This is a genomic window from Streptomyces sp. JN8 (genome assembly GCF_055808075.1).
This window is the reverse complement of record NZ_CM147852.1, coordinates 1,071,319-1,093,876: the sequence shown is the minus strand read 5'-3', so window position 1 is coordinate 1,093,876 and position 22,558 is coordinate 1,071,319. Positions and strand designations below refer to the sequence as shown.

Sequence of the window (22,558 nt, the reverse complement as noted above, 5' to 3'; positions counted from 1 at the left end):
TCAGGGCCGGGACACCGGGGGAACCACCGCGACCGGGCAGTGGGCGTGGTGCAGCACCGCGTGCGCGACCGAGCCGATGAGCAGCGAGCCGAACCGGTGCCGGTGATGGCGGCCCACGACCAGCAGTCCGGCGTCCCGCGACCCCTCCACGAGCACGCCCGCCGCGTCCGCCGGCACCACCGCGGGAACCAGCTCGACGTCCGGCCGCCGGGCGGCGAAGGGCCGCAGCCGCTCGGCCTGCTCCCGCTCCGCCTCCCGTACGAACCGCTCCGCCGCGTCCGCGAGGGGCAGCTGCGGGGGCATCTGGAGCGCCGGGGCGGGCGCCACGACGGGGCTGCCCGGCTGCGGAGGCAGCCGGACCGCCGTCACGGCCGCCAGCGGCACCCCCCGGTGGTGCGCCGCCTCGAACGCGAAGGACACCACCTCGTCCGGCGTCTCCTCCGGGTGCAGGCCCAGCAGCACCCGGCCGGCCGCCGCCCCGCTGCCCAGGGCGGCCGTGCGCGCCTCGTGCGGGACGACGACGAGCGGGCAGGGCGCGGTGGCGGCGAGGGTGCGGCTGGTGGAGCCCAGCAGCAGGCTCGCGAAGCCGCCGTGCCCGCGGGAGCCGGTCACCAGCAGCCGGGCGCCCCGGGCGACGGCGGGCAGGGCGTCGGTCACGGAGCCGTCGAGCGTCTCGTACCGGACGGGCATGCGGTGCCCGCGCTCCTCGACGGTCCTCCGCACGGCCGCCGTGACGGTGTCGGGGATCTCGGGGGAGGGGCCGAGGGAGGCGATCCGGGCGGCCCCGAGCTGGAGGGCGTCGGAGCGCACATGGGCCACGACCAGCGGCGCCGCCAGCTTCTCGGAGGCGCTCAGGGCCCAGGTCAGGGCCCGGAGGCTGTGCTCGGAACCGTCGACGCCGACGACGACCGGCGGCTCGGACGCGGTGTTCGTGTCACTCATGGGGCCATGACTCCCGCGGCCGGGCCCGCGCCACACCGGTCAGGCCCCTCGCGTCCCGCCGGGAGGCCGCGGACGACACCGGACCGGCACCGACGGTCCGCCCGTCGGTCACCGGTCCGGTGGGGGGACGGTCAGGCGCCCTGGGCGCGGCGGGCCGCCCGCTCGGCACGCTCGGCGTTGCGCTCCTTGATGCGGACGGTCTCCTTGCGGACCTCCGCCTGGGTGGCGCGCTCCTTGCGCAGCCACTCGGGGAGCTCCTGCCGGAGCTCCTCGATCTGCTCGGTGGTGAGCGGGTCGGTGATGCCGCCGCGGGCGAGGCCCGCGATGGAGATGCCGAGCCGCTGGGCGACCACGGGGCGGGGGTGCGGGCCGTTCTTCCGCAGCTCCTCGAGCCAGGCCGGGGGATCGGCCTGGAGCTGGTTCAGCTCGCTGCGCGAGACGACACCCTCCTGGAACTCTGCGGGGGTGGCCTCGAGGTACACACCCAGCTTCTTCGCCGCGGTGGCGGGCTTCATCGTCTGGGTGCTCTGGTGCGACGTCATGGTGTCAAGGGTATCGAGCGTGCGGGCGAGTTCCGACCACGGTCGCTACCGGTAACCTGGCGGGGTGACAGGCTCGGACGCTTCCCCCGCTGATTCCCCCGCTTCCCCCGCTCCCTCCCCGTTCTCCTTCCGGCTCGCCTACGTGCCGGGAGTGACGCCCTCCAAGTGGGTGCGGGTCTGGAACGAGCGCCTGCCCGACGTCCCCCTGACCCTGGTGCCGCTGACGCCCGCCGAGGCCTTCGGCGCGCTCCGGGAGGGCGCGGCCGATGCCGGCCTGGTCCGGCTCCCCGTCGACCGGGACGACCTCAGCGCCATTCCGCTGTACACGGAGACGACGGTCGTCGTCGTCCCCAAGGACCACCTGTTCGCGGCGGCCGAAGAGGTCGCGGTCGAGGACCTCGCCGAGGAGCTCGTCCTGCACCCGCTCGACGACACCCTCGACTGGGAGCGGCTGCCCGGCCGCCCGGCGAACGAGCGGCCGGCGACGACCGCGGACGCCATCGAGCTGGTCGCCGCCGGTGTGGGCGTGCTCGCCGTGCCGCAGTCCCTGGCCCGGCTGCACCACCGCAAGGACCTCACCTACCGGACGCTGAACGACGTCCCGCAGTCCCGGGTGGCCCTGTCGTGGCAGGCCGCGGACGAGGCGCCCGACCTGGTGGAGGAGTTCATCGGCATCGTGCGGGGCCGGACGGTGAACAGCACGCGCGGGCGCCGTGCCGAGGCGCAGAAGGGCCAGAAGCAGCCGAAGGAGCAGAAGGACCGCAGGTCGGGGGCCACGCCCGCCCGGTCCGGGAAGCCGGGCGCCGGTTCCCGTACGACGGGCAAGGCCGCGGCCCGCAAGGGCGGCGCCGCCGGGGGCTCGGGCCGGGGCCGTACGGGCGGGAAGCCCCGCAAGCGCTCCTGAGGCGCGCCGTGCGCTCGGGCGGCCTCCGTCCGTACGGCGGACGCCGCCCACCGGGCCCGGCGGGCGGTCGGCATACTGACCCCTCCTGATCACCGAGATCATCCAGGAGGAGCTTTGGCCGCCAGTTTCAGGACCGTCGTCGAGGTGGGAGCGGACCATCTCGCGCAGGCCCGGTCGATCGACCGGGTGTTCCAGGAGGCGATCGCCCCGGCGACCGTCAACTTCGACTTCGAGGCCATCCGGGAGGCCGCCGCGGCCGTCCCGGACAGCACCGTGGTGAAGATGGTGCGGGGCTGGGGGCTCCAGGAGTACGCCCCCGTCCTCGTCATGGTCCTCTCCCTGAAGGAGGCCGTCCGGCAGGCGCTTCCGCCGGAGTGCGCGGAGGCCGGGTTCTGGGCCACCGTCGAGCGGGAGCTCGTCCAGGCCTTCACCGGCCTCGCCGCGCAGGAGGGGCAGCCCGGGCTGTCGTTCTACGAGGAGTCGGCTGAGCGGACCCGGTTCTACCGGGACCTGTTCTTCGCCCTGCAGGACGAGGAGACCGGGGAGCACATGTACGCCCTGGCCTTCTGCGTCGACGTGACCGTCGAGCTGCCGAAGGCGCGGGCCGTCGCCCTGGAGCTGACCGACACCGTGCCGTTCGCGGTCCGGCTCAACGCGATCGTGGTCCGCCAGGCCCTCGACCTCGTGGCCTGACGTCCCGCCCCCCGGCGACCCGCCGGCCCGCCGTCCCGGGCCGGACGCCCCCGCCCCCTGTTCCTCGGGCCGTCCCGTCCCGGCCCCTCCGCGCGGATCCCGCGCCGCCCCCGGACCGCACCGCGGGCCCCTCGGCCCCCTCGGTCAGTCCCTCGGGCGCAGCCGACCGCCCCGCGCCGCCGCCACGAGCTCCGGCACCGTGGCGAGTCTGACCCGCGGGCGTCCCTCGTCCCGTCCCCTGGCCCGCTCGGTGCGGTCGATGGCCGCGAGGCCGCGCGCGTCCACCAGATGACGGCTCCGCCGCCGCGCCAGCCGGCGGAACTCCTGCGCGGTGCCCGTCGGCGCGGGCAGCACACCGGCCACCGCGTCCGCGAGGAGCGACCCGACGGTCTCCTCGGCGCAGGCGCGGTTGGCCCCGATGCCGCCGGTGGGACCGCGTTTGATCCAGCCGACGACGTAGGCTCCGGGCAGCCCGGCGATCCGCCCGGCCTCGTGCGGCACCGTGCCGGTCGCCTCGTCGAAGGGCAGACCCGCCAGCGGGACGCCCCGGTAGCCGATCGCGCGGACGAGGAGGCCCGCCGCGATCTCCGTCCCGTCCGGCGATCCGTCCTCGGTGACCCGGACCGCGCGGACGGCCTCGCCGCCCACGGCCTCCACCGGGGCGGAGTGGAAGCGGAGCACGATGCGCCGGCGGTCCGGCGCGGGCTCCCGCGTCCAGTCCACCGTCTCCCGCGCCACGTCCCGCAGCAGCGCCGCCTTCGCCCCGTCCGCGGCCGTGTCCACGGCCGCGCCCGTGCGCGGGTCCCGGTCGTCGAGGACCAGGTCCACACCCGGCAGGTGCTTCAGGGCGAGCAGTTCGGAGTGCGTGTAGGCCGCCTCCCCGGGGCCCCGACGGCCGAGCAGCACCACCTCGCGCGCCGGTGTGCGGCGCAGCGCGGCGAGGGCGCGGTCGGCGATGTCGGTGGCGGCGAGGGCGTCGGGGTCGGTGACGAGCACGCGGGCGACGTCGAGGGCCACGTTGCCGTTGCCGACGACGACCACCCGCCCCGGGGTGAGCGGGACGGCGTCCGCGGCCGTCTCGGGGTGCGCGTTGTACCAGGAGACGACCGAGGTGGCCGAGACGCTGCCGGGGAGGTCCTCGCCGGGGATGCCGAGCCGGCGGTCGGAGGGCGCGCCGACCGCGTAGACGACCGCGTCGTGGTGCGCCGCGAGCTCCTCGGCCGTGACCTCCTTGCCGATCTCCACGCCCAGCCGCATCTTGACCCTCGGGTGGGCGTGGAAGCGGGCGAAGGCGTCCCCGGCCCCCCTGGTCGCCGGGTGGTCGGGCGCCACGCCGTGCCGGAGGAGTCCCCCGGCCACCGGGAGCCGGTCGATCAGGGTGACCTCGGCGTTGGTGTGCAGCAGGAGGTCCTCGGCGGCGTACATGCCGGCGGGGCCGGTGCCGACGACCGCGATCCGCAGCGGGGCGAAGTCGGCCGGCAGCGAGCGGGGGAACGAGGGCTGGCCCCACGGGTGGAAGTTGGGCGAGGCGAGGGCGGGTCCGGGCGCGCGGTCCGCGTAGTAGGCGGCGTTGACGGCCTCGTACGCGCGCAGCCGGCCGGTGAGCCGGTCGGCGGGGAAGATCGCGTCGACGGGGCAGGCGTCGGCGCAGGCGCCGCAGTCGATGCAGCTCCCCGGATCGATGTAGAGCATCTCCGTGGTGCCGAAGTCCGGTTCCTCGGGCGTCGGATGGATGCAGTTGACCGGGCAGACGGCGACGCACGTGGCGTCGTTGCAGCAGGTCTGGGTGATCGCGTAGGTCATGTCGTCGGCTCTGCTCTGCTCGGCTCGGGGGATCAGACGAGGTGGGCGCGCTGGTAGAAGAAGAGCGCGGGCCGGGTCAGCATGCCGACGTCGGCGAGGAACTCCATGAGTCCGGAGCAACTGGCGCGCAGCTGCGCCTTGTAGTGCTCGTTGGCCGCGGCCTCGCGGCGGGCCCGCTCGGGGTCGAGTCCGGCACGGACGTACACCTCGGGGCTCACCAGGCTGGTGATGATGTAGTACGCGGCGATGGCGACGACGAGGGCCTGGAAGTGGCGGCGGGTCCGGCCCGCGCGGGCGAGGTGGCGGCGCGTCTCGTCCCGGGCGAACTTCATGTGCCGGGACTCCTCGACGACATGGATGTTGCTGATGGTGCGGACGAAGGGGACCACCCGCTCGTCGCGCATCCAGTCGCGCTGCATGACGTCGAGGACCTCCTCGGCGACGAGGATGCCGGCGTAGGCGGCCTCGCCGAAGCCGACGGTCTTCATGAAGCGTCCGAGCTCCAGGACGGCCCGCCTGGGCCGGTAGGAGGGAGCCCCGAGCTTCTGGGAGCCGCGGGCGAACATGATCGAGTGCCGGCACTCGTCGGCGATCTCGGTGAGGGCCCACTGGAACCGGGGGTCGGTGTGGTCCATCCGGTAGATGTCGCGGAGGACCATCTGCTGGAGGATCATCTCGAACCAGATGCCGGTGCTGGCGACCGAGGCCGTCTCCTGACGGGTCAGCTCCTTCTGCTGGGCCTCCGTCATCTCGTTCCAGTACGCGGTGCCGTAGAGGGAGTTCCACTCGGGGCTCTGGCCGTGGAAGTCCTCGTCGAGGGGCGTGTCCCAGTCCACCTCGACGGCGGGGTCGTACGACAGCTTCGCGGCCGACCGGAGCAGCCGCTCGGCGACGTCCTGGTCATCGGGCTCCGGGCGAACGGTGCTGCTTGCCATGGTGCGGCTCCTTGGATCGCGCGATCGGCGGCTCGGGCTCTTATTAGACTTCACGTCTAGCAAGCTGTTAGACGGAACGTATAGCAAGGGGCCGGGTCAGGCCTACCCCCCGGTACCGACTTTTTCCCGCGGGCACGCGAACGGGGCCGGAACCCAGGTGGGTTCCGGCCCCGTCGAGAGGTCGTGCGGGAGGTGCCGGTGGGATCAGAAGGTCAGGTTCCAGGCGTCGATCTTCCCGGTGTCCTGGCTCGCGTTGTCGTTGACCCGGAGCTTCCAGACTCCGTTCGCGACCTCGGAGGAGGCGTTGACGGTGAACGTCTGGACGATGTCGTCCGTGCCGCTGCCGGTCCGGTTGTGGACCGTGTAGACGGTCCCGTCCGGAGCGACCAGGTCGACCTTCAGGTCGCCGATGTAGGTGTGCTTGATGTCCACGCCCACCTTCAGCGTGGCCGGGGCGTTGCCCGTCACGCCGCTGACCGTGATCGGGCTCTCGACCGTGCCGTTGTCCACGATCGTGACGTCGGCGAGGTTCTCGAAGTACTTGCCGGGCGGCGGGGTGGTGCCCCCGACGGCCTTCAGGGCGTCGACGGCGCCCTCGCCGAAGAAGCCGTTCTTGGTCGAGGTGCCCTTGCAGCGGGTGTCCGAGGGGCACGCGCGGTCCGTGGCCTGGGCGCCCAGCTGGTCCCGGATCTGCGCCGGGGTGAACGTCGGGTTGGTGCTGGCGATCAGCGCCGCGACGCCCGCCACGTGCGGGGAGGCCATCGAGGTGCCGCTCATGTTGCCGTACTTGCCGCCCGGCAGCGTCGAGTAGACCTGGGTGGAGCCGTCGCCGCCCGGCGCGGCGACGTCGATCACGCCGTTGCCGAAGTTCGAGTACGAGGCCTTGGCGCCCCCGCTGGCCTGCGAGGCGACGGTGACGACGCCCGGCAGCTCGGTCGGGATGTCGAGGCAGGCGTTGGTGATGGTGCGGGTGACCGGGGTCGAGTCGTTGGGGCTCTCGGAGTCGGTCGTCTTGTTCGCCAGGTCGTAGTTGGAGTTGCCGGCGGCGGCCACCTGGAGCGAGCCCTTGCCCTCGGCGTACACCTGGGCCCGGCGGACGCCCTCGATGATGGCGGCCTGGTCCAGGTTGTCCGGGCAGTTGAACTGCCACGGGTCCGTGTAGTAGCTGTTGTTGGTGACCTTGAAGCCGTGGTCACCGGCCCACATGAAGCCGCAGATGGTGTTCTCCGCGAAGAACAGGCTGCTGGTCGGCTCCGCGATGCGGACCGAGGAGATCTTCACGCCCGGCGCGACGCCGATGACGCCCTTGCCGTTCTTGGCGGCCGCGATCGTGCCCGCGACGTGCGTGCCGTGGGTGCCGACGTCACGCCAGGCACCCGTCCGCGCGTCCGCCTTGCCGTAGGCGCAGGAGGCCGAGTCGGCGGCGTTGAAGTTGGGCGCGATGTCCTGGTGCTGGTCGTCGACGCCGGTGTCGAGGACGCCGACCTTCACGCTCGCCGAACCGGTGGTGACCGCCCAGGCCTGCTCGGCCTTGATCTGGGTCATGTCCCAGCGGTTCGACTCCGTCAGCGTGGTCGCCGACTGCGCGGGGTTGGCCGGGAGGGCCGGGTTGTAGGCGTCGGCGGGGACGTCCGAGGTGCGGGTCGCGCCGACCTGCTGGACGCCGCTGACGGCGCGCATCGACGAGGCGAACGACGCGGAGGTCGAGTGCGCCACGATCACGCCGATCGCGTCGTAACCGGCGAAGACCGAGCCGCCGTTGGCCGTGATCGCGCCGGTGACCGCCGAGGTGCCGCCGGGCGCGGTGATCACCAGGTAGGCGCGGGTGCCCGCGGCCCAGGCGGCCGGAGCCGCCGCCTTCGTCGTGGTGCTCTGCGTCGCCCCCGCCGAACGGGCCGCGACGGGCTCCGTGTCGGTCGGTGCTGCCTGGGCGAGTCCCGCGGGAGCGGCGAGCGCGACGGTCGTGCCGAGCGCCGCGACGGCGATGGCCGACGATCTCAAGCGGCTGGATATGAGGGAAAACAATGCGTCCTCCGATGACCCGGTGGCGCGGGTGGCGCCCGCCGGGCCCTGTGATGTGTGGGGTGGACGCAAGATCCCAGAGTCGCGGGGCGGAAGGAAGCGTTCAGCCCGAGAAGCCCGTTCGCGTTACGCACTGTTGACCGATCGAACCGACTTTCTGGACAGGTGTCCATGTATAGTGGACAGCTGTCCAGGAAATCGGCTGTGCGGAGGAGACGACGGTGGAGACGACGGCGAACGTGCTGGTGGGGCTGGTGGCGGCCCTGCACGTCTACATCCTGGTGCTGGAGATGTTCCTGTGGGAGCGCGGGCCCGGGCGCGGCCTCTCCGGCTTCGACGCCGACATGGCCCGGGCGACCGCCCCGCTCGCCGCCAACCAGGGCCTCTACAACGGCTTCCTCGCCGCCGGACTCGTCTGGGGCCTCGTCGCCGCGGATCCGACCGGATTCCGCGTCCAGGTCTTCTTCCTCGGCTGCGTCGTCGTCGCCGGGCTGTACGGCGGCGCCACCGCCAACCGTCGCATCCTGGTCGCCCAGGCGCTCCCCGGGGCGCTCGCCCTCGGCGCCGTCCTGCTGAGCCGGTGATCCGCCCGTGACCACCACACCCGGCGACCCCCGCGCGGCCAGGACCCGGGCCAAGCTGCGGCAGGCCCTCCTCGACGAGTGCGCCGAACGCCCGCTGGCCGAGGTGGCCATCGCCCCGCTGGTCCGCCGGGCGGGAGTCGGCCGTGCCACCTTCTACCTGCACTACGCCGACCTGGAGGCCTTGGCCGTCGACGCCTGCGCCGGCGTCGTCCGCGACGCGGTCGACGCCCTGCACGCCTGGCGCGGCACCCCCGACCCGGCGTCGCCGCCGCCCGCCCTGGGCGACTTCCTCGCGGAACTCGCCCCGCACGCCGGCCTCTACCGCGCCCTGCTGCGCCCGGGCGGCGGCGGGCCGCTCGGGCTCGTGCTCCACGCGGACCTGCGGGCCCGCAGCCTCCACGAGCGCCGCCTGGTCGGCGCCCCCGAACCCGAGCTGATCGCCTCGGCCGTGGCGGCGACCTTCACGGGGGTGCTCGCCGACTGGCTCCACGGTCTGGTCGAGGGCGACGCCGACCGGATCGCCCGCATGGTCTGGCGTCTGCTCGTCTCGCTGCACCGCACGCCGCCGGGGTAGCCCGTACGGCCCGGGCGGACAGGTCCGTCCGGGCCGTACGGGGCGGCCGGCGCTACTTCAGGTACGGTCCCGCGGTGCCGATCCTGCCGGGGCCGTCGAGCACGTACACCCGCAGGTTGCCGCGGCCGGGTGCGGGGACCGAGAGCGTGCCGCCGGTGACGGTCTTCACGTCGCCGGTGACCGCGTCGGTGTAGGTCCCGTTCGGGATGCCCGTGTAGGTGGCGCCGCCCGAGACGGTGACGAGGGCGAAGCTGTCGGTGCCCCCGCCCGTGTAGCGGCGCTTGAACGCCATGCCGCCCGAGATCCCCTCCGTGGAGTACTGGCCCGACTGGAGCGCCGGGATCGCCCGGCGGATCTGGTTGAGCCGCTGCACGTGCTTCACGAGGGGCTGCGCCAGCGTCGTGGCCACGGCTCCGGAGGCCGCGGAGACCTGGGAGAAGTCCGAGGCCGTGACGGTGCCGGCGAGGTGGTCGCCGAAGTAGGCGCGGCCGGTGGTGGCGAGCGGGCAGGACGGCCCGCAGTCGATCTTCCTGCCTTTCTGGAACTCGATCTCGGAGCCGTAGTACAGCGTCGGGATGCCGCGGAAGGTCCACATCAGCGACATGTTCTCGGCCCAGGCGTCGGTGCCGCCCGCGTAGCGCTCGCTCGACTTGTTCGGGCCGTAGTCGTGGCTGTCGACGTAGACGACGTTGTACGTGGCGTCGTTGTAGCTGTCGTCCGAGTCCTTGCCGTTGGAGAAGGCGTTGGACGCGTCGCCGAAGTTCATGTGCATGCGCATGTCGATCACGTGCATGCCCGAGAAGCGGCTGTGATCGGGGGTGTGGTAGCTGTTGCCGTTCAGGAAGGCGTTGGTGGAGGTGGGCTGGTCGCCCGTGCCCCGCTGCTGCTCGTCGGCGTACATCTCCAGCGCGGCCTTCGCGTCGTCCGCGGCGTACTCCTTGCGCTCCTTCCAGGTGAAGAACTGCGCCGAGTGGTTCACCGAGCCGCGGTTCCACTTGTCGTTGACGAAGGCGGCGACCTCGCCGAAGACGAAGAAGTTCTTCGCGGCCTCGACGCCGTGGCGCTGCGTCACCCGCTCCTGGATGGCGGGCAGGAAGCGCCGGTTCCAGGTGGTGCGGGGGATGTGGACGGCGGTGTCCACGCGGAACCCGTCGACGCCCATGTCGATGTACTTGTCGTAGGCGCCGATCAGGTAGGTCTGCACGGTCGGGTTCTCGGTGTCGAAGTCGGCCAGGTCCTCGTGCAGCCAGCAGGAACGGGAGTCCTCGCCCTCCCAGTTGCCGATCCAGCACTGGTGGAAGAGCGCCTTCGGGAACATGCTGGAGGTCGGGCTCGGCCACTGGCAGTTGTACAGCGTGTACCCCTCGGCGCTCCTGCCGCCGGTGGGCCTGCCCCAGTCGAGGCAGGTGTTGCCGGCCGGCTCGGCCGTCGACCACAGGTCGCCGTTGTAGTACGACTTGCCGGACTTGGCGTCGACCGTGAGTCCGTCGTACTCGAAGCCGGGCTGCCTCTCGTCGTAGTACCAGCTCCACTGACCGTCCCGGACGCCGTAGACGGTGGGCGTGAACAGGCCCTTGGCGCCCCAGCGCGAGGAGTGGTTGTAGACGACGTCCTGGTAGATCTTCATGCCCTTGGCGTGGGCGGCGTCGATCAGGTCCTGGTAGGAGGCGCCGGCGGACTCCAGGCGCGGGTCGACCTTGTAGAAGTCGTAGCCGTGGTAGCCGTGGTAGTCGTAGTCGGACCGGTTGAGGACCACGGGGGTGACCCAGACGGCCGAGAAGCCGAGCGCCTTGATGTAGTCCAGTTTCTGGATGAGGCCCTTGAAGTCGCCCCGGAACATGGGGTCGTCGTGGGCGGCGTTGCCCGATGCGGTGTGCTGGGCGCCGCCGCGGTTGTTCGACGGGTCGCCGTCGTTGAAGCGGGCCGTGAGCACGAAGTAGACGGGGTCCTTGCGCGGGTCGGTGCCGAGCGGACGCCCCGTGCCGGGGGTGGCCGGCCTGTCCCCGGTGGTGGCGCTCGCGGGCGCGGAGGCGGCGGAGACGTTGCCGGCGGCGTCCACGGCCTTCACCGTGTACGTGTACGCGGTCCGTTCGGCGAGGTCCGTGTCGGAGAACACCGTGGAGCCGACATCGGTGACGAGCGTCCCGCCGCTGCCGCCCGTCCGGGTGACCTGGTACTTCGTCACGCCCCTGTCGTCGGTGGCGGGATCCCAGGTGAGCAGGACCGAGACGCCGTCCGCGGCGGCGGTGACCTTCGCCGGGGCGGACGGCGCCCGGGTGTCGGGTGGTTCGGCGGCGCACGGGTCGGCGGCGTTCGCCGTCACGGCCTTGTTCCGTACGGTGCTGACGCCGGTGCCGATGGTGTAGTCGGCGCCGCCGTTGTTGTCCCAGATGCCGTTCCCGTTGTTGAAGGCGGCCGTGAGGGAGCCCGCCGTGCCGAGGTCGACCTCCCGCTTCCACCAGCCTGCGCAGGCGGCCTGCATGCCGACGCCGGGGACCGCGGTCCAGGCGCCGCCCGCAGGCCGGTAGTGGATGTTGGCGGTCGACCAGCCGAGGGCCTCGGTCGAGTAGTAGACGGTGGCCTTCGCGCCGGGCGTCGGGGTCGGGTCGGGGGTGGTCCCGGCGCAGGGGTCGGAGTGGGCGATCACGCCGTCCCTGACGGTGACGGAACCGGTGCCGAGGGCGTAGTTCCGGCCGCCGTTGTTGTCCCAGGTGCCGCTGCCGTCGGTGAAGGCGGCCTGGAGTCCGGCGGCCGCGCCGAGGCTGACGGTCCTCTTCACCCAGTCCGTGCACGCGGCCTCCATCGCGGTGCCCGGGACGGTGGTCCAGGAGCCGCCGTCCGGGGCCCAGTGGAGGTGGTAGCGGGTCCAGTCGCGGGTCTTCGTCCAGTAGAAGACCGTCGTGGTGTTCTCGGCGGCCGCGACCGGCGCGGTGCGCGGTCCCGTGGTCGCGGCGGGACCGCCGGCGGGCGCGGTCAGCAGTCCGAGGATCCCCGCGGCGAGCGCGAGTGCCGCCGGCGGCCGCAGGGGCAGCCGGCGGCGCGCGGGTGTCGGTCCGGGCGCACGTCTCATCCGTGTCTCCAGGCAGGGCCGGGCGTCACCGGGCAGAGCTCTGCCCCGGACGGGAGCCGAAGCCCGCTGGAAACGCTGTCGGAAAGTTTCGGAAACGTCTTGCGTCGCCGGAACGTATCGCCGGGCGGCTGCGCCGTAAAGGGTTTCGACGGAAGTGCGGACGGGCGGTCGCGGCCGTGGCCGGCGTCGGTCGGGCGACCGCGGCCCGGCGGATGCGGGCGGTGCCTCGCGGAAGGCGGTGACGCTCCGTCAGGGCCGCGGCCAGGGGCGCCCCTCCAGGCGTTCGATGTCCCGGTTGAAGCGCTCCAGGAAGCCCGCGAAGCGTTCCACGTCCTCCGGGGACCAGTGCTCCATGACGCGGTCGAGCCCCTCGATGTTCGCGTTGCGGTCGGCCTCCAGGCGCCGCTCGCCCTCCTCCGTGATCCGGAACTTGCGGGCGATCCCGCCGTCCGGATCGGAGATGCGCTCCACGACCCCGGCCCGCAGCATCGCGGCGGTCTGGCGGTTGAGGGTGGAGGCGTCGAGCCCGAAGGCCTCGCTGAGCTGCCCGATGGACATCGGCCCGTGCATCCGGATGCGGCTCAGCAGGACATAGGCGCTGCGGTCCAGCTGACCGCCGGCCGCCCGTGAGCGGGGGGCGTACAGATGGGCGTGCCGGCCGAGCAGCATGGTCTCGAACTCGACCAGGTGGAGGGGTTTGTCCTCGGGCTTGTCCATGACCCCATTGTCCCTCGCCGTGATCGAATGTGCATCATGCATGCCTTGTGTATGGCACCATTAATGTGCACTATGCATATGGAGCCGTGGCGGATCACCGCGCGGACGATCGAGGGAGAACACGTGGACGGCACCAAGCCCGACGCCCGACCCGGAGGCGTCGTCGGCGTCCTCGCGCTCGCCGGCATCGTGGCCGCACTCATGCAGACCCTGGTGGTGCCGCTCATCGGCGACCTCCCCCGGCTGCTCGACACCACCGCGTCCAACGCCTCCTGGGTGATCACCGCCACCCTCCTCGCGGGCGCCGTGGCCACCCCCGTGGCCGGCCGGCTCGGCGACACCCTCGGCAAGCGGCGGGTCCTGCTCGTCTCCGTCGTCCCCCTGGTCGTCGGCTCGGTGGTCTGCGCGCTCGCCTCCTCCGTCGTCCCGATGATCGTCGGACGCGGTCTCCAGGGGCTCGGCATGGGCGTCGTCCCGCTCGGCATCAGCCTGCTGCGCGACATCCTCCCGGCCGAGCGGCTGGGCGGATCCATCGCCCTGATGAGCGCCTCGATGGGCGTGGGCGGCGCCCTCGGCCTGCCGTTCTCCGCGGCCGTCGCGGAGAACGCCAGCTGGCGCGTCCTCTTCTGGGTCGCCGCCGCGCTCAGCGTCGTGGTCGGCGTGCTGATCTGGCGCGTCGCCCCCGCGGGCCGTCGCGCCGCCGCCCCCGGCCGGTTCGACGTACCGGGAGCGCTCGGCCTCGGCGTCGGGCTCGTCGCCCTGCTGCTCGCCGTCTCCAAGGGAGCCACCTGGGGCTGGGGCAGCGCCACCACCCTCGGCCTCTTCGCCGTCGCCGTGATCGTCCTGCTCGCCTGGGGCCGGTGGGAGCTGCGGACCCGCGACCCCCTCGTCGACCTGCGGGTCACCGCCCGTCCGGTGGTCCTGATGACCAACCTGGCGTCGATCCTGGTCGGATTCGCCATGTACGCGCAGTCCCTGGTCGTTCCGCAGCTCTTCCAGCTGCCCGAGGCGACCGGATACGGGCTCGGCCAGTCGATGATGGCCATGGGCCTCTGGATGGCCCCGGCGGGCCTGATGATGATGGTCCTCGCGCCCCTCGGCGCCAAGCTCTCGGCCGCCCGCGGCCCCAAGGTCACGCTCTCGGTCGGCGCCCTCGTCATCGCCGTCGGCTACGGATCGTCGCTGGCCCTTATGGGCACCACCGTCGGCCTGCTCGTCGTGACCCTCGTCTGCAACACCGGGGTGGGACTCGCCTACGGGGCCATGCCGGCCCTCATCATGGGCGCCGTCCCGCAGGAGGAGACCGCCTCGGCCAACAGCTTCAACACCCTGATGCGCTCCATCGGCACCTCCGTCTCCGCCGCCGTGATCGGTGTCGTGCTCGCCCAGATGACCACCACGCTCGGCGGCCACACGCTGCCGTCCGAGGGCGGCTTCCGCGTCGCCATGCTCATCGGCTGCGGCGTCGGCCTCGTGGCCGCGGCCGTCGCCGCGCTCATCCCCGGCAGGCCCGCCGCCGCACCGGCCGGCGACCCCGCGGGCACGGAACCCGGAGCCGCGCCCCGCGCCGCCACCGAGGCCGCGGCCTGAGCCCACCCCGCCCCGCGCAGGACGGGTGCGGGCCCGGATCCCGCTCCCGGGCCCGCACACGGCGGACCCGGGAGCGGCTCAGCTCCTGCCGGGCCCGGCGGGCTCCAGGGCGAACAGGGCGCCCTCGGGATCACGGACCACCACGGCCCGGCGCCCGTCGGCCTCCTCCGGCCCCCGCACCCCGCCCCAGTCGCCGCCCGGCACCACGGTCCCGCCGTAGGCCACCACCGCCACCGCGGCCGCCTCCGGATCCGGCACCCGGAAGCGCACCAGCCACCGCGGACGCAGCTGCGGCCGGGGCGACCCGGACTCGACCGGCCCGCTGTTCAGCCGGGCCACGGCCTCCCCGTCGCGGCGCAGCACCACCTTGTCCTGCTCGTACGAGACCTCGAAGCCGACGGACGCCCGCTCCGCCCAGCGCAGCACCTCCCCGTAGAACACGGCCGCCTCGAACGCGTCCCGGGTGTGCAGCTCCAGCCAGGCCGGCGCCGAGCGCATCCCGAGGTGCAGCCGGCTCTCCGCCGGCCCCTCCCAGACGCCGAACGCCGCGCCCTCGCGGTCGGCGGCCAGCGCGGCCCGCCCGTGCGGCGGGTAGGCGACCGGCCCCACGCCGACCGTGCCGCCGCGCTCGCGGATCCGCGCCACCGCCTGGTCCGCGTCGTCGACCGTGAAGAAGGCCGTCCAGGCGACCCGCACGGACAGCTCCGTCGCCACCGCCGCGATCACGGCCACGGGCTGCTCGTCGAGGCGGCCCACCGAGTACGCCCGCTCACCGGTCTCGTCCCGCCGGAACGTCCAGCCGAGCACGGCCCCGTAGAAGCGCTCCGCCGCGTCGAGATCCCGCGCGGTCAGACTCAGCCAGCACGGCGCTCCCGCCACCTCTCCGGTCGTCGGCCCCGACACCGGCACCACCTCCTGTTCCGTCCTGCTCGCTGCGTGCGTCGTGCGCGTCTTCCCCGGTCCGCCGCCCCGCATGCGCCGACTCACCCGAGTGCCGCCGATCACCACACGCCCGGGTGCGCCGGCCGCCGGCCCGCGGGCCGGGCCTCACCGCCGCCGGTCCGCCCGCGGAGGGTTCCCGGGCTCAGCGCGCCGCGCGCGCCGCGTAGGCGCGGACGTCGGCGTCGGGGTCGTCCGAGGCCCCGGCGAGCGCCGTCCGGGCCCCGGCGTCGGTCCGGTGGACGAGGAGCGAGAGGACGGCGGCCTTCCGCACGTCCGCGTTCACGTCGGCGAGGGCCTTCGCGAGGGCGGGGACGGCCTGCCCGGCCGCGGCGGCCCGCAGGGCGGTGGCGGCGCCCGAGCGGACCTGCCAGGCCGGATCCGCGAGGGCGGACCCGGCGCGCCCCGCGTACTCCGGCGGGCAGCCGGTTCCCGCGAGGGCGGCCAGCGCCGCCCCCCTGACCAGCGGGTCCGCGTCGTCGAGCAGCGGCCGGAGCGGCTCGGGCGCCGGATCCCGCACGGCCGCCAGCCCACGGGCCACCGCGACCCGCACCTCGCGCGCCGGGTCGCCGGCCGCCCCCCTCAGCTCCGCGACGGCGTCCACCGAGACCAGCGCCCGGACGGCCTGGGCACGGACGTCGACCGCCGGGTCGGCGAGCGCACCGCCGTACAGGGCCGCGTCCCCGAGGCGCAGGGCCCGCAGCACCTCCAGCGCGGCCGACCGCACGGCCGCGTCGGGCACGGCGAGCGCCTCCCGCAGCCCGGCGCCGAGGTCCGGGCCCGCGGGCAGCACCTCGACCAGCTCGCGCAGCGCGGCCGCGGCGGCGGCCCGGACGGGCGGCGCGTCGTCCCGGAGCCGGGCGGCCAGCACCGGCCCGGTCCCGGTCGGAGCGGTCTCCCCGAGCGCGGTGACGGCGGCCGCCCGGACGGCCGGATCGGGATCGTCCAGGTAGGGGCCGAGGGCGTCGAGGTCGGGGGAGTCCTCGACCAGGGAGAGGAGGGCGAGGAGGCGGGGGTGGGGCGCCGCGGGCTCCGCCGCTCCGACCGCGAACGCTCCGACCGCCGATGCGGCGGGCGCCGGGTCCGCGTCCGCGCGCGGACGCGCCGCCGGGGGAGCCTCCCGGGGCCCGGCCGTCGCCACCGGCACCAGCTCCACCTCGCCGAGGTGCCGCTCCGCACCCCCCGGAGGCGCGAACCCGGGCACCGGCACCAGGTACGGCTCGACCGGACGCGCCGTGAACTCCATCGCCCCGGAGGGGGACTTGCGCAGATCGAGGTGGTGGAGCCAGCCCTCGTCGTCCCGCTCCGGGTGGTCGAGCCGCTCGTGGTACAGGCCCCAGCGCGACTCGGTCCTGGCGAGCGAGGCCCGCGCCGCCATCTCGGCGCAGTCGCGGATGAACGACACCTCCGCGCACCGCATCAGCTCGTGGGCCGTCCGCGCCCCCATCCCGGCGATCTCCGCCGACATCCGGTCGAAGGCCTCGACCGCGAGGGAGAGCTTCGCGCCCGTCTTCGGCGGGGCCACGTAGTCGTTGACGAAGCGCCGCAGCTTGAACTCCACCTGGGGCTGCGGCGGCCCCTCCGGGTTTCGCAGCGGCCGGTAGACCAGCTCGTGGGCGGCCGCGAGCTGCGCGGGGTCCAACGCGCCCTCGTACGCGCAGTACTGGGAGGCGTCCGCGCCCGCGAGGTCGCCGAAGACGAAGGCGCCGATCATGTAGTTGTGCGGCACGGACGCCAGGTCGCCGGCCGCGTACAGCCGCGGCACGGTCGTCCGGGCGTGGGAGTCCACCCGTACCCCCGAGGCCGAATGACCCCCGCACAGCCCGATCTCCGAGATGTGCATCTCGATGTCGTGCGTCCGGTAGTCGTGGCCGCGGCCCTCGTGGAAGGTGCCGCGGGTGGGCCGCTCCGTGGTGTGCAGGATCGACTCGACCGCGTCCACGGTCTCCTCGGGGAGGTGGCTCAGCTTCAGGTACACCGGGGCCCGGTCGGAGGCGAGTTCGGCCGCGAACTCGGCCATCATCTGCCCCGACCAGTAGTCGGACTCCACGAACCGCTCGCCGTGCCGGTTGACCTGGTAGCCGCCGAAGGGATTGGCGACGTAGGCGCAGGCCGGACCGTTGTAGTCCTTGATCAGGGGGTTGATCTGGAAGCACTCGATGCCGGTGAGCGCGGCTCCCGCGTGGTACGCCATGGCGTAGCCGTCCCCGGCGTTCGTCGGGTTCTCGTAGGTGCCGTACAGATAGCCGGAGGCGGGCAGCCCGAGCCGGCCGCAGGGCCCGGTGGCCAGGACGACGGCCCCCGCCCGGACGACGACGAACGCGCCGGTCCGGGTGTGGAACGCCGCCGCGCCGACCGCCCGGCCGTCCTCGGGGTGGGTGAGGACGCGGACCGGCATGACCCGGTTCTCGATCCGGATCCGCTCCCGCATCTCGCGCCGCCGGAGCTGCCGGTACAGCACCTTCTTGACGTCCTTGCCCTCGGGCATCGGCAGGACGTACGCACCGGACCGGTGCACCTGGCGGACCGCGTACTCCCCGTGCTCGTCCTTCTCGAACTTCACCCCGTACGACTCCAGGCGCTGGACCATGCCGAAGCCCCGCGTCGCCGTCTGCCGGACCGTCGACTGGTCCACCAGGCCGTCGTTGGCGCGGGTGATCTCGGCGACGTAGTCGTCGGGTTCGGCGCGGCCCGGCACCACCGCGTTGTTGACGCCGTCCATGCCCATGGCGAGCGCGCCGGAGTGCCGGACGTGCGCCTTCTCCAGGAGCAGGACGTTCGCCCCGCGCTCGGCGGCGGTCAGCGCGGCCATCGTGCCGGCGGTGCCGCCGCCGATGACGAGCACGTCGCAGGAGAGCTCGGTGGCGTCGGCGAGATCGGGCACGGTCAGGGGGAGGTGCACGGCACTGCCTTTCGAAGCGGGGTGTTCGGGGGACGCGCGGAAGGGGGCGGCGGTCCGCGGCGGCACCGCCCGGGCCACGCCCGGGAGGTCCGCCGACCGGCCGGGCGTACGGCCCGGCCGGCGGGACGCCCCTACAGGGAGTCGAGGACGCGGCGGCGGAGCGCTGCGGTCTCCGGGGCCCGCCGCGCCTCGCGCGAGCGCGGGTGCGGCACGTCCAGCACCTCGCCGGTCGCGAACAGGGCGACCCGGTCGCCGAGATGGAGCGCCTCGTCGACGTCGTGGGTGACGAAGACGACCGTCGCGCCCGTGCCGCGCAGGATCTCCACCAGGAGGTCCTGCATCCCGGCCCGGGTGTGGGCGTCGAGCGCGCCGAACGGCTCGTCCATCAGGACGGCCCGGGGCCGGGCGGCGAGGGCGCGGGCGAGCTGGACGCGCTGCCGCTGCCCGCCGGACAGCTGGTGCGGGAACCTGCCGGCGTGCCCGCCGAGCCCGACCCGCTCCAGCCACTCCGCAGCCTGGCCGCGCCGCTCGGCCCGGGGCACCCGCCGGATCGCCAGGGGCAGTTCGACGTTGGCGCGCACCGAGCGCCAGGGGAGCAGCGCGTCGTGCTGGAAGACCACGGCCCGGTCGGCGCCCGGCCGGCGCACGGGCTCGCCGTCCTGGGTGACCCGACCCTCCAGCGGGGGCAGCAGCCCGGCGAGGGTGCGCAGGAGGGTGGTCTTCCCGCAGCCCGAGGGGCCGACCACGGTCAGCAGTTCGCCGGGGGCGATCCGCAGGTCCACCGGGCCCGGCACGGCGACTCCGCCCGGGTGGCCCAGGCGGACGCCGTGCAGGGCGAGTTCCGCCCCCGCCCGCCCCGCCGTCGAGGGCGGCACCGGCGCGGGCGGCCTCGAGGACACGGCGGACGGGCTCGCGGTGCTCATGGGACCGGCTCCTTCTCGGGACGGCGTACGACGGAGGGGGACGGGGCGGTGGCGGGCGACGGGGTTCCCGCCGGATCGGCGGCACCGGCGGCCCCCGGGGCCCGGGCACCGGCGGCCGGCTGCGGCAGCCACGCCGTGGCCCGGCGGCCCAGTGCCTCCACCGCGGTGGACGTGAGCCGGCCCAGGGCGCCGATCGTGGCCATCCCGACGAAGACGCCGGGGTAGTCGACGACCGTGTAGTCCTGCCAGGTGCGGTAGCCCACCCCGTACTCGCCGGAGATCATCTCCGCGGAGATCACACAGATCCACGAGACGCCGATCCCCACCGAGAGGCCCCCGAAGATCCCCGGCAGGGCACCGGGCAGCACCACCGAGAACAGCACCCGCGCCCGGCTCCCGCCGAGGGTGAGCACCGCCTCCTCCCACACCGGGTCGAGGGCCCGCACGGCGTGCCGGGTCGACACGAGGACGGGGAACAGGGCCGCGGCGCAGGTGATGAAGACGATGCCCTGCTCGTTCGTGGGGAGCAGCAGGATGGCGACCGGCACCAGGGCGATCGCCGGGATCGGCCGCACCACCTCGACCAGCGGCCCGAGGACGTCGGCTGCCCAGCGCGAGCGGGCGACGGCCGTTCCGGCCGCGACCCCGAGGACGGCCGCGAGGAGGAAGCCGACCGCGATCCGGCGCAGGCTGTGCCCGAGGTCCTGCCAGTACGCCTCGGTGCCGATCCGGTCCCCGAGGGCGGAGGCGACATCGACGACCGTGGGGAACTGCTGGAACCGCAGCCAGAGTTCGACGTCGTACGAGGTCAGCAGCTGCCACACGCCGAGCGCGACGAGCGGGGAGGCCACCCGGACCAGTCGGCGCCCGGCGCCGGCCGCGCCGCTTCCGGAGCTCATGACGCGAGCCGCACGGCGTCCGCGTACGGGACGACGCGTGCGCCGGCGTGCCCGGCGACGTACCGCTCGGCGGCCGACCGGGTGACGAAGGCCCGCCAGTCGGAACCGTCGAGGACCCACACCGCCCGGTCCGCGAACCACAGGGTCCCCGTCACCGCGTCCGGCACGTAGGCGGCGCGCACGGAGCCGCCCCCGACGGCCTTGAGGAGCGCGCCGGGGCTCTCGAAGGCACGGGTCGTGCGCTGCCCCTCCAGCCACAGTTCGGCCTTCGAACCGCTCGTCCTCGGGTACGCCGCGTCCGGTACCGCACGGCGCAGGGGCGCCGCGTCGACGAAGGCGTCCACGTCGACGTCCTCCACCAGACCGGCCTCCCGGAGCACCGGCACGTCCTCCTTGAGGGCGGCGATCAGCTCCGGCCGCAGCGCCGGGTCGAAGGTGGCGATGCCCTGGGCGCCGTTGTAGAGGTACACCACCTCGGCGGGCAGTCCGGTCTCCTTCGCGACCGACTCGGCGGCGGCCACCGGCTGCTTCCGCAGGTGCTCCGTGGCGCGGTGCTGCGCACGGAGGAAGGCGTCCAGGACCGCGGGCCGCCGCTCGGCGAACTCCTCGCGGACGGTGACCCCGTGGAAGGTGGGCAGGTTCAGCTCGGCGCCGTCGTACAGCGCGGCCGCCTTGCCCTGGAAGGCGAGCAGGCCGGGCCAGGCGACGAACTGGGACAGCGCGTCGACGCCGCCGGACGCCAGCGCCGAGGATCCCACGCTCGGCTGCTGGTTGAGCTTGCGCACGTCCTTCGCGGGGTCGACGCCCGCCCTGCGCAGGGCGCGTACGAGCGTGCCGTCGGCGGCCGAGCCGACGCTGGTCGACACCTTGCGGCCCTTCAGGTCGGCGAGCGACCGCAGGGGCGAGCCGGGGGCGGTCACCACGGTGCTGAGGCCGCCACGCAGGTTGTAGCCGGTGACCGACACGAGCCGGGTCGGTTCCTTGAGCTGCTTTCCGCGGGCCGCGTTGATCAGCAGCGGGAAGTCCCCCATCGAACCGATGTCGATCTTCCCCGCGGTCATCTGGGCGGTGATCGGTGCCCCGGTCGCGTAGTCCTGCCAGACCACCCGGTAGCGGAGGCCGTCAGCGCGGCCCCGGTCCGCGAGCTCCTCCTCGAAGTAGCCGAGGGAGCGCAGCAGGGTTCCGGCGGTGACGGTGTTGATGGTCTTCGACTGGTAGCCGACGGTCACCGTGACCGTTCCGCCGTCGGAGGGCTCCCCGGCGTCGCCTCCGCAGCCGGTGGCGAGGGCGAGGAGGAGGGCGAGCGGCGGGGCGAGCCGCCCTGCCGCCCGGTGGGGCGGCAGCGCACGTCGTGCTCGGGGCATGGGAGTTCGGCCTTTCACCGGAGCAGATAGGGCATGTTGACGGTGACCGCGCCGGTGGGGCAGCGGGCGGCGCAGGGGCCGCAGTACCAGCACTCGTCCACGTGCATGTACGCCTTGCCGTCCTCCTCGCGGATCGCGAGCGAGTCCAGCGGACACATGTCGACGCAGAGCGTGCACCCGTCGATGCACTTCGACTCGTCGATGGTCACGGGCACGTCGGCGCGCTGGGGGACCAGAGGCATGGCTGTCTCCAGGAAAGGGCTCGGCGGAGCGAGGGGGACGGGACGGGGGAGCGAGGGGGACGGGGTGGGGGAGCGAGGGAGGGGAGGGCGGAGGGGCGGGGCGGGGCGTCAGAGGGAGCGGCGCAGGACGCCGCCCATGGTGATCCGGTCGCCCCGGAACCGGATGAACTCCAGGTCGACCGGCCGGCCGTCGGGCAGACGGGTCAGCCGCTCCAGCATCAGGACGGCCGCCCCGCGGGGGGCTTCGAGCACGGCGGCGGAGTGCGCGTCGGCGTTGACGGCCTCCAGGGTGATCTCCGCGTGGCCGAGCGGGCCGCCGGTCAGCTGCTCCAGGAGCCGGAACACATCCGTGTTCTCCAGGTCGCAGCCCAGGAGTTCGCCCCCGACGTCCATCGGCAGGTACGACAGGTCGAGGGAGAGCGGCAGCCCGTTGAGCCGGCGCAGCCGCTCGATGCACAGCACGTCGGAGTGCTCCGGCAGGCCGAGCCGGTGGGCGACCGGGCCCGGCGCCCCGACCGGTCCCACGGTCCGGACCTCGTTGGTGACCCGCCCGTGCTCGCGCAGCGTCTCGGCGAGCCCCTGCAGCCGGTCCAGGCCGTGCGGGTACTTCTCGCACACCACCACCGTGCCGACGCCCGGCTGCCGTTCGACGATCTGCTCGCCGCGCAGCAGGTCGAGTGCCTGCCGGACGGTGTTCCGGCTGGCCCGGTAGTCGGCCGCGAGGGCGTCCTCCAGGGGCAGGACACCGCCGGGGAAGCCGCCCGCCAGGATCTGGTGGCGCAGCAGGTCGGCGAGCTGCCGCGCCCGGTCCGCACGCAGCCGCAGACGGCGGGCGGCGGCGACGGGGCGGGCGGCGGAGGCGGGTTCGGCGGGCATGGCAAGGAACGTAGCCGCGGGGCGCCGCCGGTGGTGT

19 protein-coding genes are annotated in these 22,558 nt (G+C 74.1%); 5 read left to right on the top strand and 14 right to left on the bottom strand.

Annotated elements, in window-relative coordinates:
- Both ACY0MR_RS04580 and ACY0MR_RS04575 read right to left on the bottom strand, forming a co-directional pair.
- Nucleotides 1-942, bottom strand: a complete 942-nt coding sequence (locus ACY0MR_RS04580; RefSeq protein ID WP_404078591.1) for a universal stress protein — start codon at nucleotides 940-942, stop codon at nucleotides 1-3.
- A gap of 131 nt (nucleotides 943-1,073) precedes the next feature.
- A complete protein-coding gene (locus ACY0MR_RS04575) occupies nucleotides 1,074-1,484 on the bottom strand; it encodes a DUF5997 family protein (protein ID WP_388794943.1) in 411 nt (136 codons plus the stop codon).
- A gap of 64 nt (nucleotides 1,485-1,548) precedes the next feature.
- Here ACY0MR_RS04575 and ACY0MR_RS04570 point away from each other — a divergent pair, with 64 nt between their 5' ends.
- Nucleotides 1,549-2,388, top strand: coding sequence for a LysR family substrate-binding domain-containing protein (locus ACY0MR_RS04570; RefSeq protein WP_392863890.1), 840 nt, complete (start codon nucleotides 1,549-1,551; stop codon nucleotides 2,386-2,388).
- A gap of 114 nt (nucleotides 2,389-2,502) precedes the next feature.
- On the top strand, nucleotides 2,503-3,081 hold the full coding sequence (locus tag ACY0MR_RS04565) for a Type-2Aa cytolytic delta-endotoxin (protein ID WP_388794937.1): 579 nt from the start codon (nucleotides 2,503-2,505) through the stop codon (nucleotides 3,079-3,081).
- Nucleotides 3,082-3,225: 144 nt separating this feature from the next.
- Here the strand turns inward: ACY0MR_RS04565 and ACY0MR_RS04560 are convergent, their stop codons facing one another.
- From ACY0MR_RS04560 to ACY0MR_RS04550, 3 genes are all read right to left on the bottom strand, one after another.
- Entirely contained in the window at nucleotides 3,226-4,884 is a 1,659-nt protein-coding gene (locus tag ACY0MR_RS04560; RefSeq protein ID WP_403317054.1) for an FAD-dependent oxidoreductase, read from the bottom strand.
- Between the two features lie 32 nt (nucleotides 4,885-4,916).
- Nucleotides 4,917-5,819, bottom strand: a complete 903-nt coding sequence (locus ACY0MR_RS04555) for an AurF N-oxygenase family protein (protein ID WP_361851697.1) — start codon at nucleotides 5,817-5,819, stop codon at nucleotides 4,917-4,919.
- A 204-nt stretch (nucleotides 5,820-6,023) separates the two neighbouring features.
- On the bottom strand, nucleotides 6,024-7,844 hold the full coding sequence (locus ACY0MR_RS04550; protein WP_361851700.1) for a S8 family peptidase: 1,821 nt from the start codon (nucleotides 7,842-7,844) through the stop codon (nucleotides 6,024-6,026).
- Nucleotides 7,845-8,062: 218 nt separating this feature from the next.
- On the opposite strand from ACY0MR_RS04550, the gene ACY0MR_RS04545 reads away from it, so the two are divergent.
- Together ACY0MR_RS04545 and ACY0MR_RS04540 are read left to right on the top strand one after the other, a co-directional pair.
- Nucleotides 8,063-8,425, top strand: a complete 363-nt coding sequence (locus ACY0MR_RS04545; protein WP_388794930.1) for a DUF1304 domain-containing protein — start codon at nucleotides 8,063-8,065, stop codon at nucleotides 8,423-8,425.
- Between the two features lie 7 nt (nucleotides 8,426-8,432).
- Entirely contained in the window at nucleotides 8,433-8,999 is a 567-nt protein-coding gene (locus ACY0MR_RS04540; protein ID WP_473559251.1) for a TetR/AcrR family transcriptional regulator, read from the top strand.
- Between the two features lie 52 nt (nucleotides 9,000-9,051).
- On the opposite strand, the gene ACY0MR_RS04535 is transcribed toward ACY0MR_RS04540, so the two are convergent.
- Nucleotides 9,052-12,069: a carbohydrate binding domain-containing protein gene (locus ACY0MR_RS04535; protein WP_473559249.1), complete on the bottom strand. Its 3,018-nt coding sequence runs from the start codon at nucleotides 12,067-12,069 to the stop codon at nucleotides 9,052-9,054.
- A gap of 249 nt (nucleotides 12,070-12,318) precedes the next feature.
- On the bottom strand, nucleotides 12,319-12,786 hold the full coding sequence (locus tag ACY0MR_RS04530) for a MarR family winged helix-turn-helix transcriptional regulator (RefSeq protein ID WP_361851710.1): 468 nt from the start codon (nucleotides 12,784-12,786) through the stop codon (nucleotides 12,319-12,321).
- 78 nt (nucleotides 12,787-12,864) lie between these two features.
- Between ACY0MR_RS04530 and ACY0MR_RS04525 the strand changes: the two genes are divergently transcribed.
- Nucleotides 12,865-14,376: an MFS transporter gene (locus ACY0MR_RS04525; protein ID WP_388796207.1), complete on the top strand. Its 1,512-nt coding sequence runs from the start codon at nucleotides 12,865-12,867 to the stop codon at nucleotides 14,374-14,376.
- A 78-nt stretch (nucleotides 14,377-14,454) separates the two neighbouring features.
- Here ACY0MR_RS04525 and ACY0MR_RS04520 read toward each other — a convergent pair whose 3' ends face one another.
- The 7 genes from ACY0MR_RS04520 to ACY0MR_RS04490 all read right to left on the bottom strand — a co-directional run bounded on the left by ACY0MR_RS04520 (nucleotide 14,455) and on the right by ACY0MR_RS04490 (nucleotide 22,521).
- The gene (locus ACY0MR_RS04520) at nucleotides 14,455-15,288 is read right to left on the bottom strand and encodes a VOC family protein (RefSeq protein ID WP_388794924.1); all 834 of its coding nucleotides are present in this window, start codon (nucleotides 15,286-15,288) and stop codon (nucleotides 14,455-14,457) included.
- Nucleotides 15,289-15,460: 172 nt separating this feature from the next.
- Nucleotides 15,461-18,205 carry a fumarate reductase/succinate dehydrogenase flavoprotein subunit gene (locus ACY0MR_RS04515; RefSeq protein WP_473561692.1) on the bottom strand — a complete coding sequence of 915 codons (2,745 nt, stop codon included), beginning with the start codon at nucleotides 18,203-18,205 and terminating at the stop codon, nucleotides 15,461-15,463.
- 143 nt (nucleotides 18,206-18,348) lie between these two features.
- Nucleotides 18,349-19,140, bottom strand: a complete 792-nt coding sequence (locus tag ACY0MR_RS04510) for an ABC transporter ATP-binding protein (protein WP_473559246.1) — start codon at nucleotides 19,138-19,140, stop codon at nucleotides 18,349-18,351.
- Entirely contained in the window at nucleotides 19,137-20,039 is a 903-nt protein-coding gene (locus tag ACY0MR_RS04505) for an ABC transporter permease (protein ID WP_473559244.1), read from the bottom strand. The genes ACY0MR_RS04510 and ACY0MR_RS04505 overlap by 4 nt, the downstream gene beginning before the upstream one ends.
- Nucleotides 20,036-21,403 (bottom strand): ABC transporter substrate-binding protein, encoded by a 1,368-nt coding sequence (locus ACY0MR_RS04500; RefSeq protein ID WP_473559242.1) that lies wholly within the window; start codon nucleotides 21,401-21,403, stop codon nucleotides 20,036-20,038. The genes ACY0MR_RS04505 and ACY0MR_RS04500 overlap by 4 nt, the downstream gene beginning before the upstream one ends.
- Before the next feature lie 14 nt (nucleotides 21,404-21,417).
- Entirely contained in the window at nucleotides 21,418-21,645 is a 228-nt protein-coding gene (locus tag ACY0MR_RS04495) for a 4Fe-4S dicluster domain-containing protein (RefSeq protein WP_030313017.1), read from the bottom strand.
- 108 nt (nucleotides 21,646-21,753) lie between these two features.
- Nucleotides 21,754-22,521 (bottom strand): GntR family transcriptional regulator, encoded by a 768-nt coding sequence (locus ACY0MR_RS04490; protein WP_388794908.1) that lies wholly within the window; start codon nucleotides 22,519-22,521, stop codon nucleotides 21,754-21,756.
- Nucleotides 22,522-22,558 lie beyond the last annotated feature (37 nt).

Excerpts from the sequence above, each read along its gene's own strand:
- ACY0MR_RS04490 (WP_388794908.1), bottom strand. The coding sequence starts at position 22,521 with ATGCCCGCCGAACCCGCCTCCGCCGCCCGCCCCGTCGCCGCCGCCCGC.
- ACY0MR_RS04535 (WP_473559249.1), bottom strand. The coding sequence starts at position 12,069 with ATGAGACGTGCGCCCGGACCGACACCCGCGCGCCGCCGGCTGCCCCTG.
- ACY0MR_RS04525 (WP_388796207.1), top strand. The coding sequence starts at position 12,865 with ATGGAGCCGTGGCGGATCACCGCGCGGACGATCGAGGGAGAACACGTG.
- ACY0MR_RS04510 (WP_473559246.1), bottom strand. The coding sequence starts at position 19,140 with ATGAGCACCGCGAGCCCGTCCGCCGTGTCCTCGAGGCCGCCCGCGCCG.
- ACY0MR_RS04500 (WP_473559242.1), bottom strand. The coding sequence starts at position 21,403 with ATGCCCCGAGCACGACGTGCGCTGCCGCCCCACCGGGCGGCAGGGCGG.
- ACY0MR_RS04580 (WP_404078591.1), bottom strand. The coding sequence starts at position 942 with ATGAGTGACACGAACACCGCGTCCGAGCCGCCGGTCGTCGTCGGCGTC.
- ACY0MR_RS04530 (WP_361851710.1), bottom strand. The coding sequence starts at position 12,786 with ATGGACAAGCCCGAGGACAAACCCCTCCACCTGGTCGAGTTCGAGACC.
- ACY0MR_RS04505 (WP_473559244.1), bottom strand. The coding sequence starts at position 20,039 with ATGAGCTCCGGAAGCGGCGCGGCCGGCGCCGGGCGCCGACTGGTCCGG.
- ACY0MR_RS04555 (WP_361851697.1), bottom strand. The coding sequence starts at position 5,819 with ATGGCAAGCAGCACCGTTCGCCCGGAGCCCGATGACCAGGACGTCGCC.
- ACY0MR_RS04560 (WP_403317054.1), bottom strand. The coding sequence starts at position 4,884 with ATGACCTACGCGATCACCCAGACCTGCTGCAACGACGCCACGTGCGTC.
- ACY0MR_RS04575 (WP_388794943.1), bottom strand. The coding sequence starts at position 1,484 with ATGACGTCGCACCAGAGCACCCAGACGATGAAGCCCGCCACCGCGGCG.
- ACY0MR_RS04495 (WP_030313017.1), bottom strand. The coding sequence starts at position 21,645 with ATGCCTCTGGTCCCCCAGCGCGCCGACGTGCCCGTGACCATCGACGAG.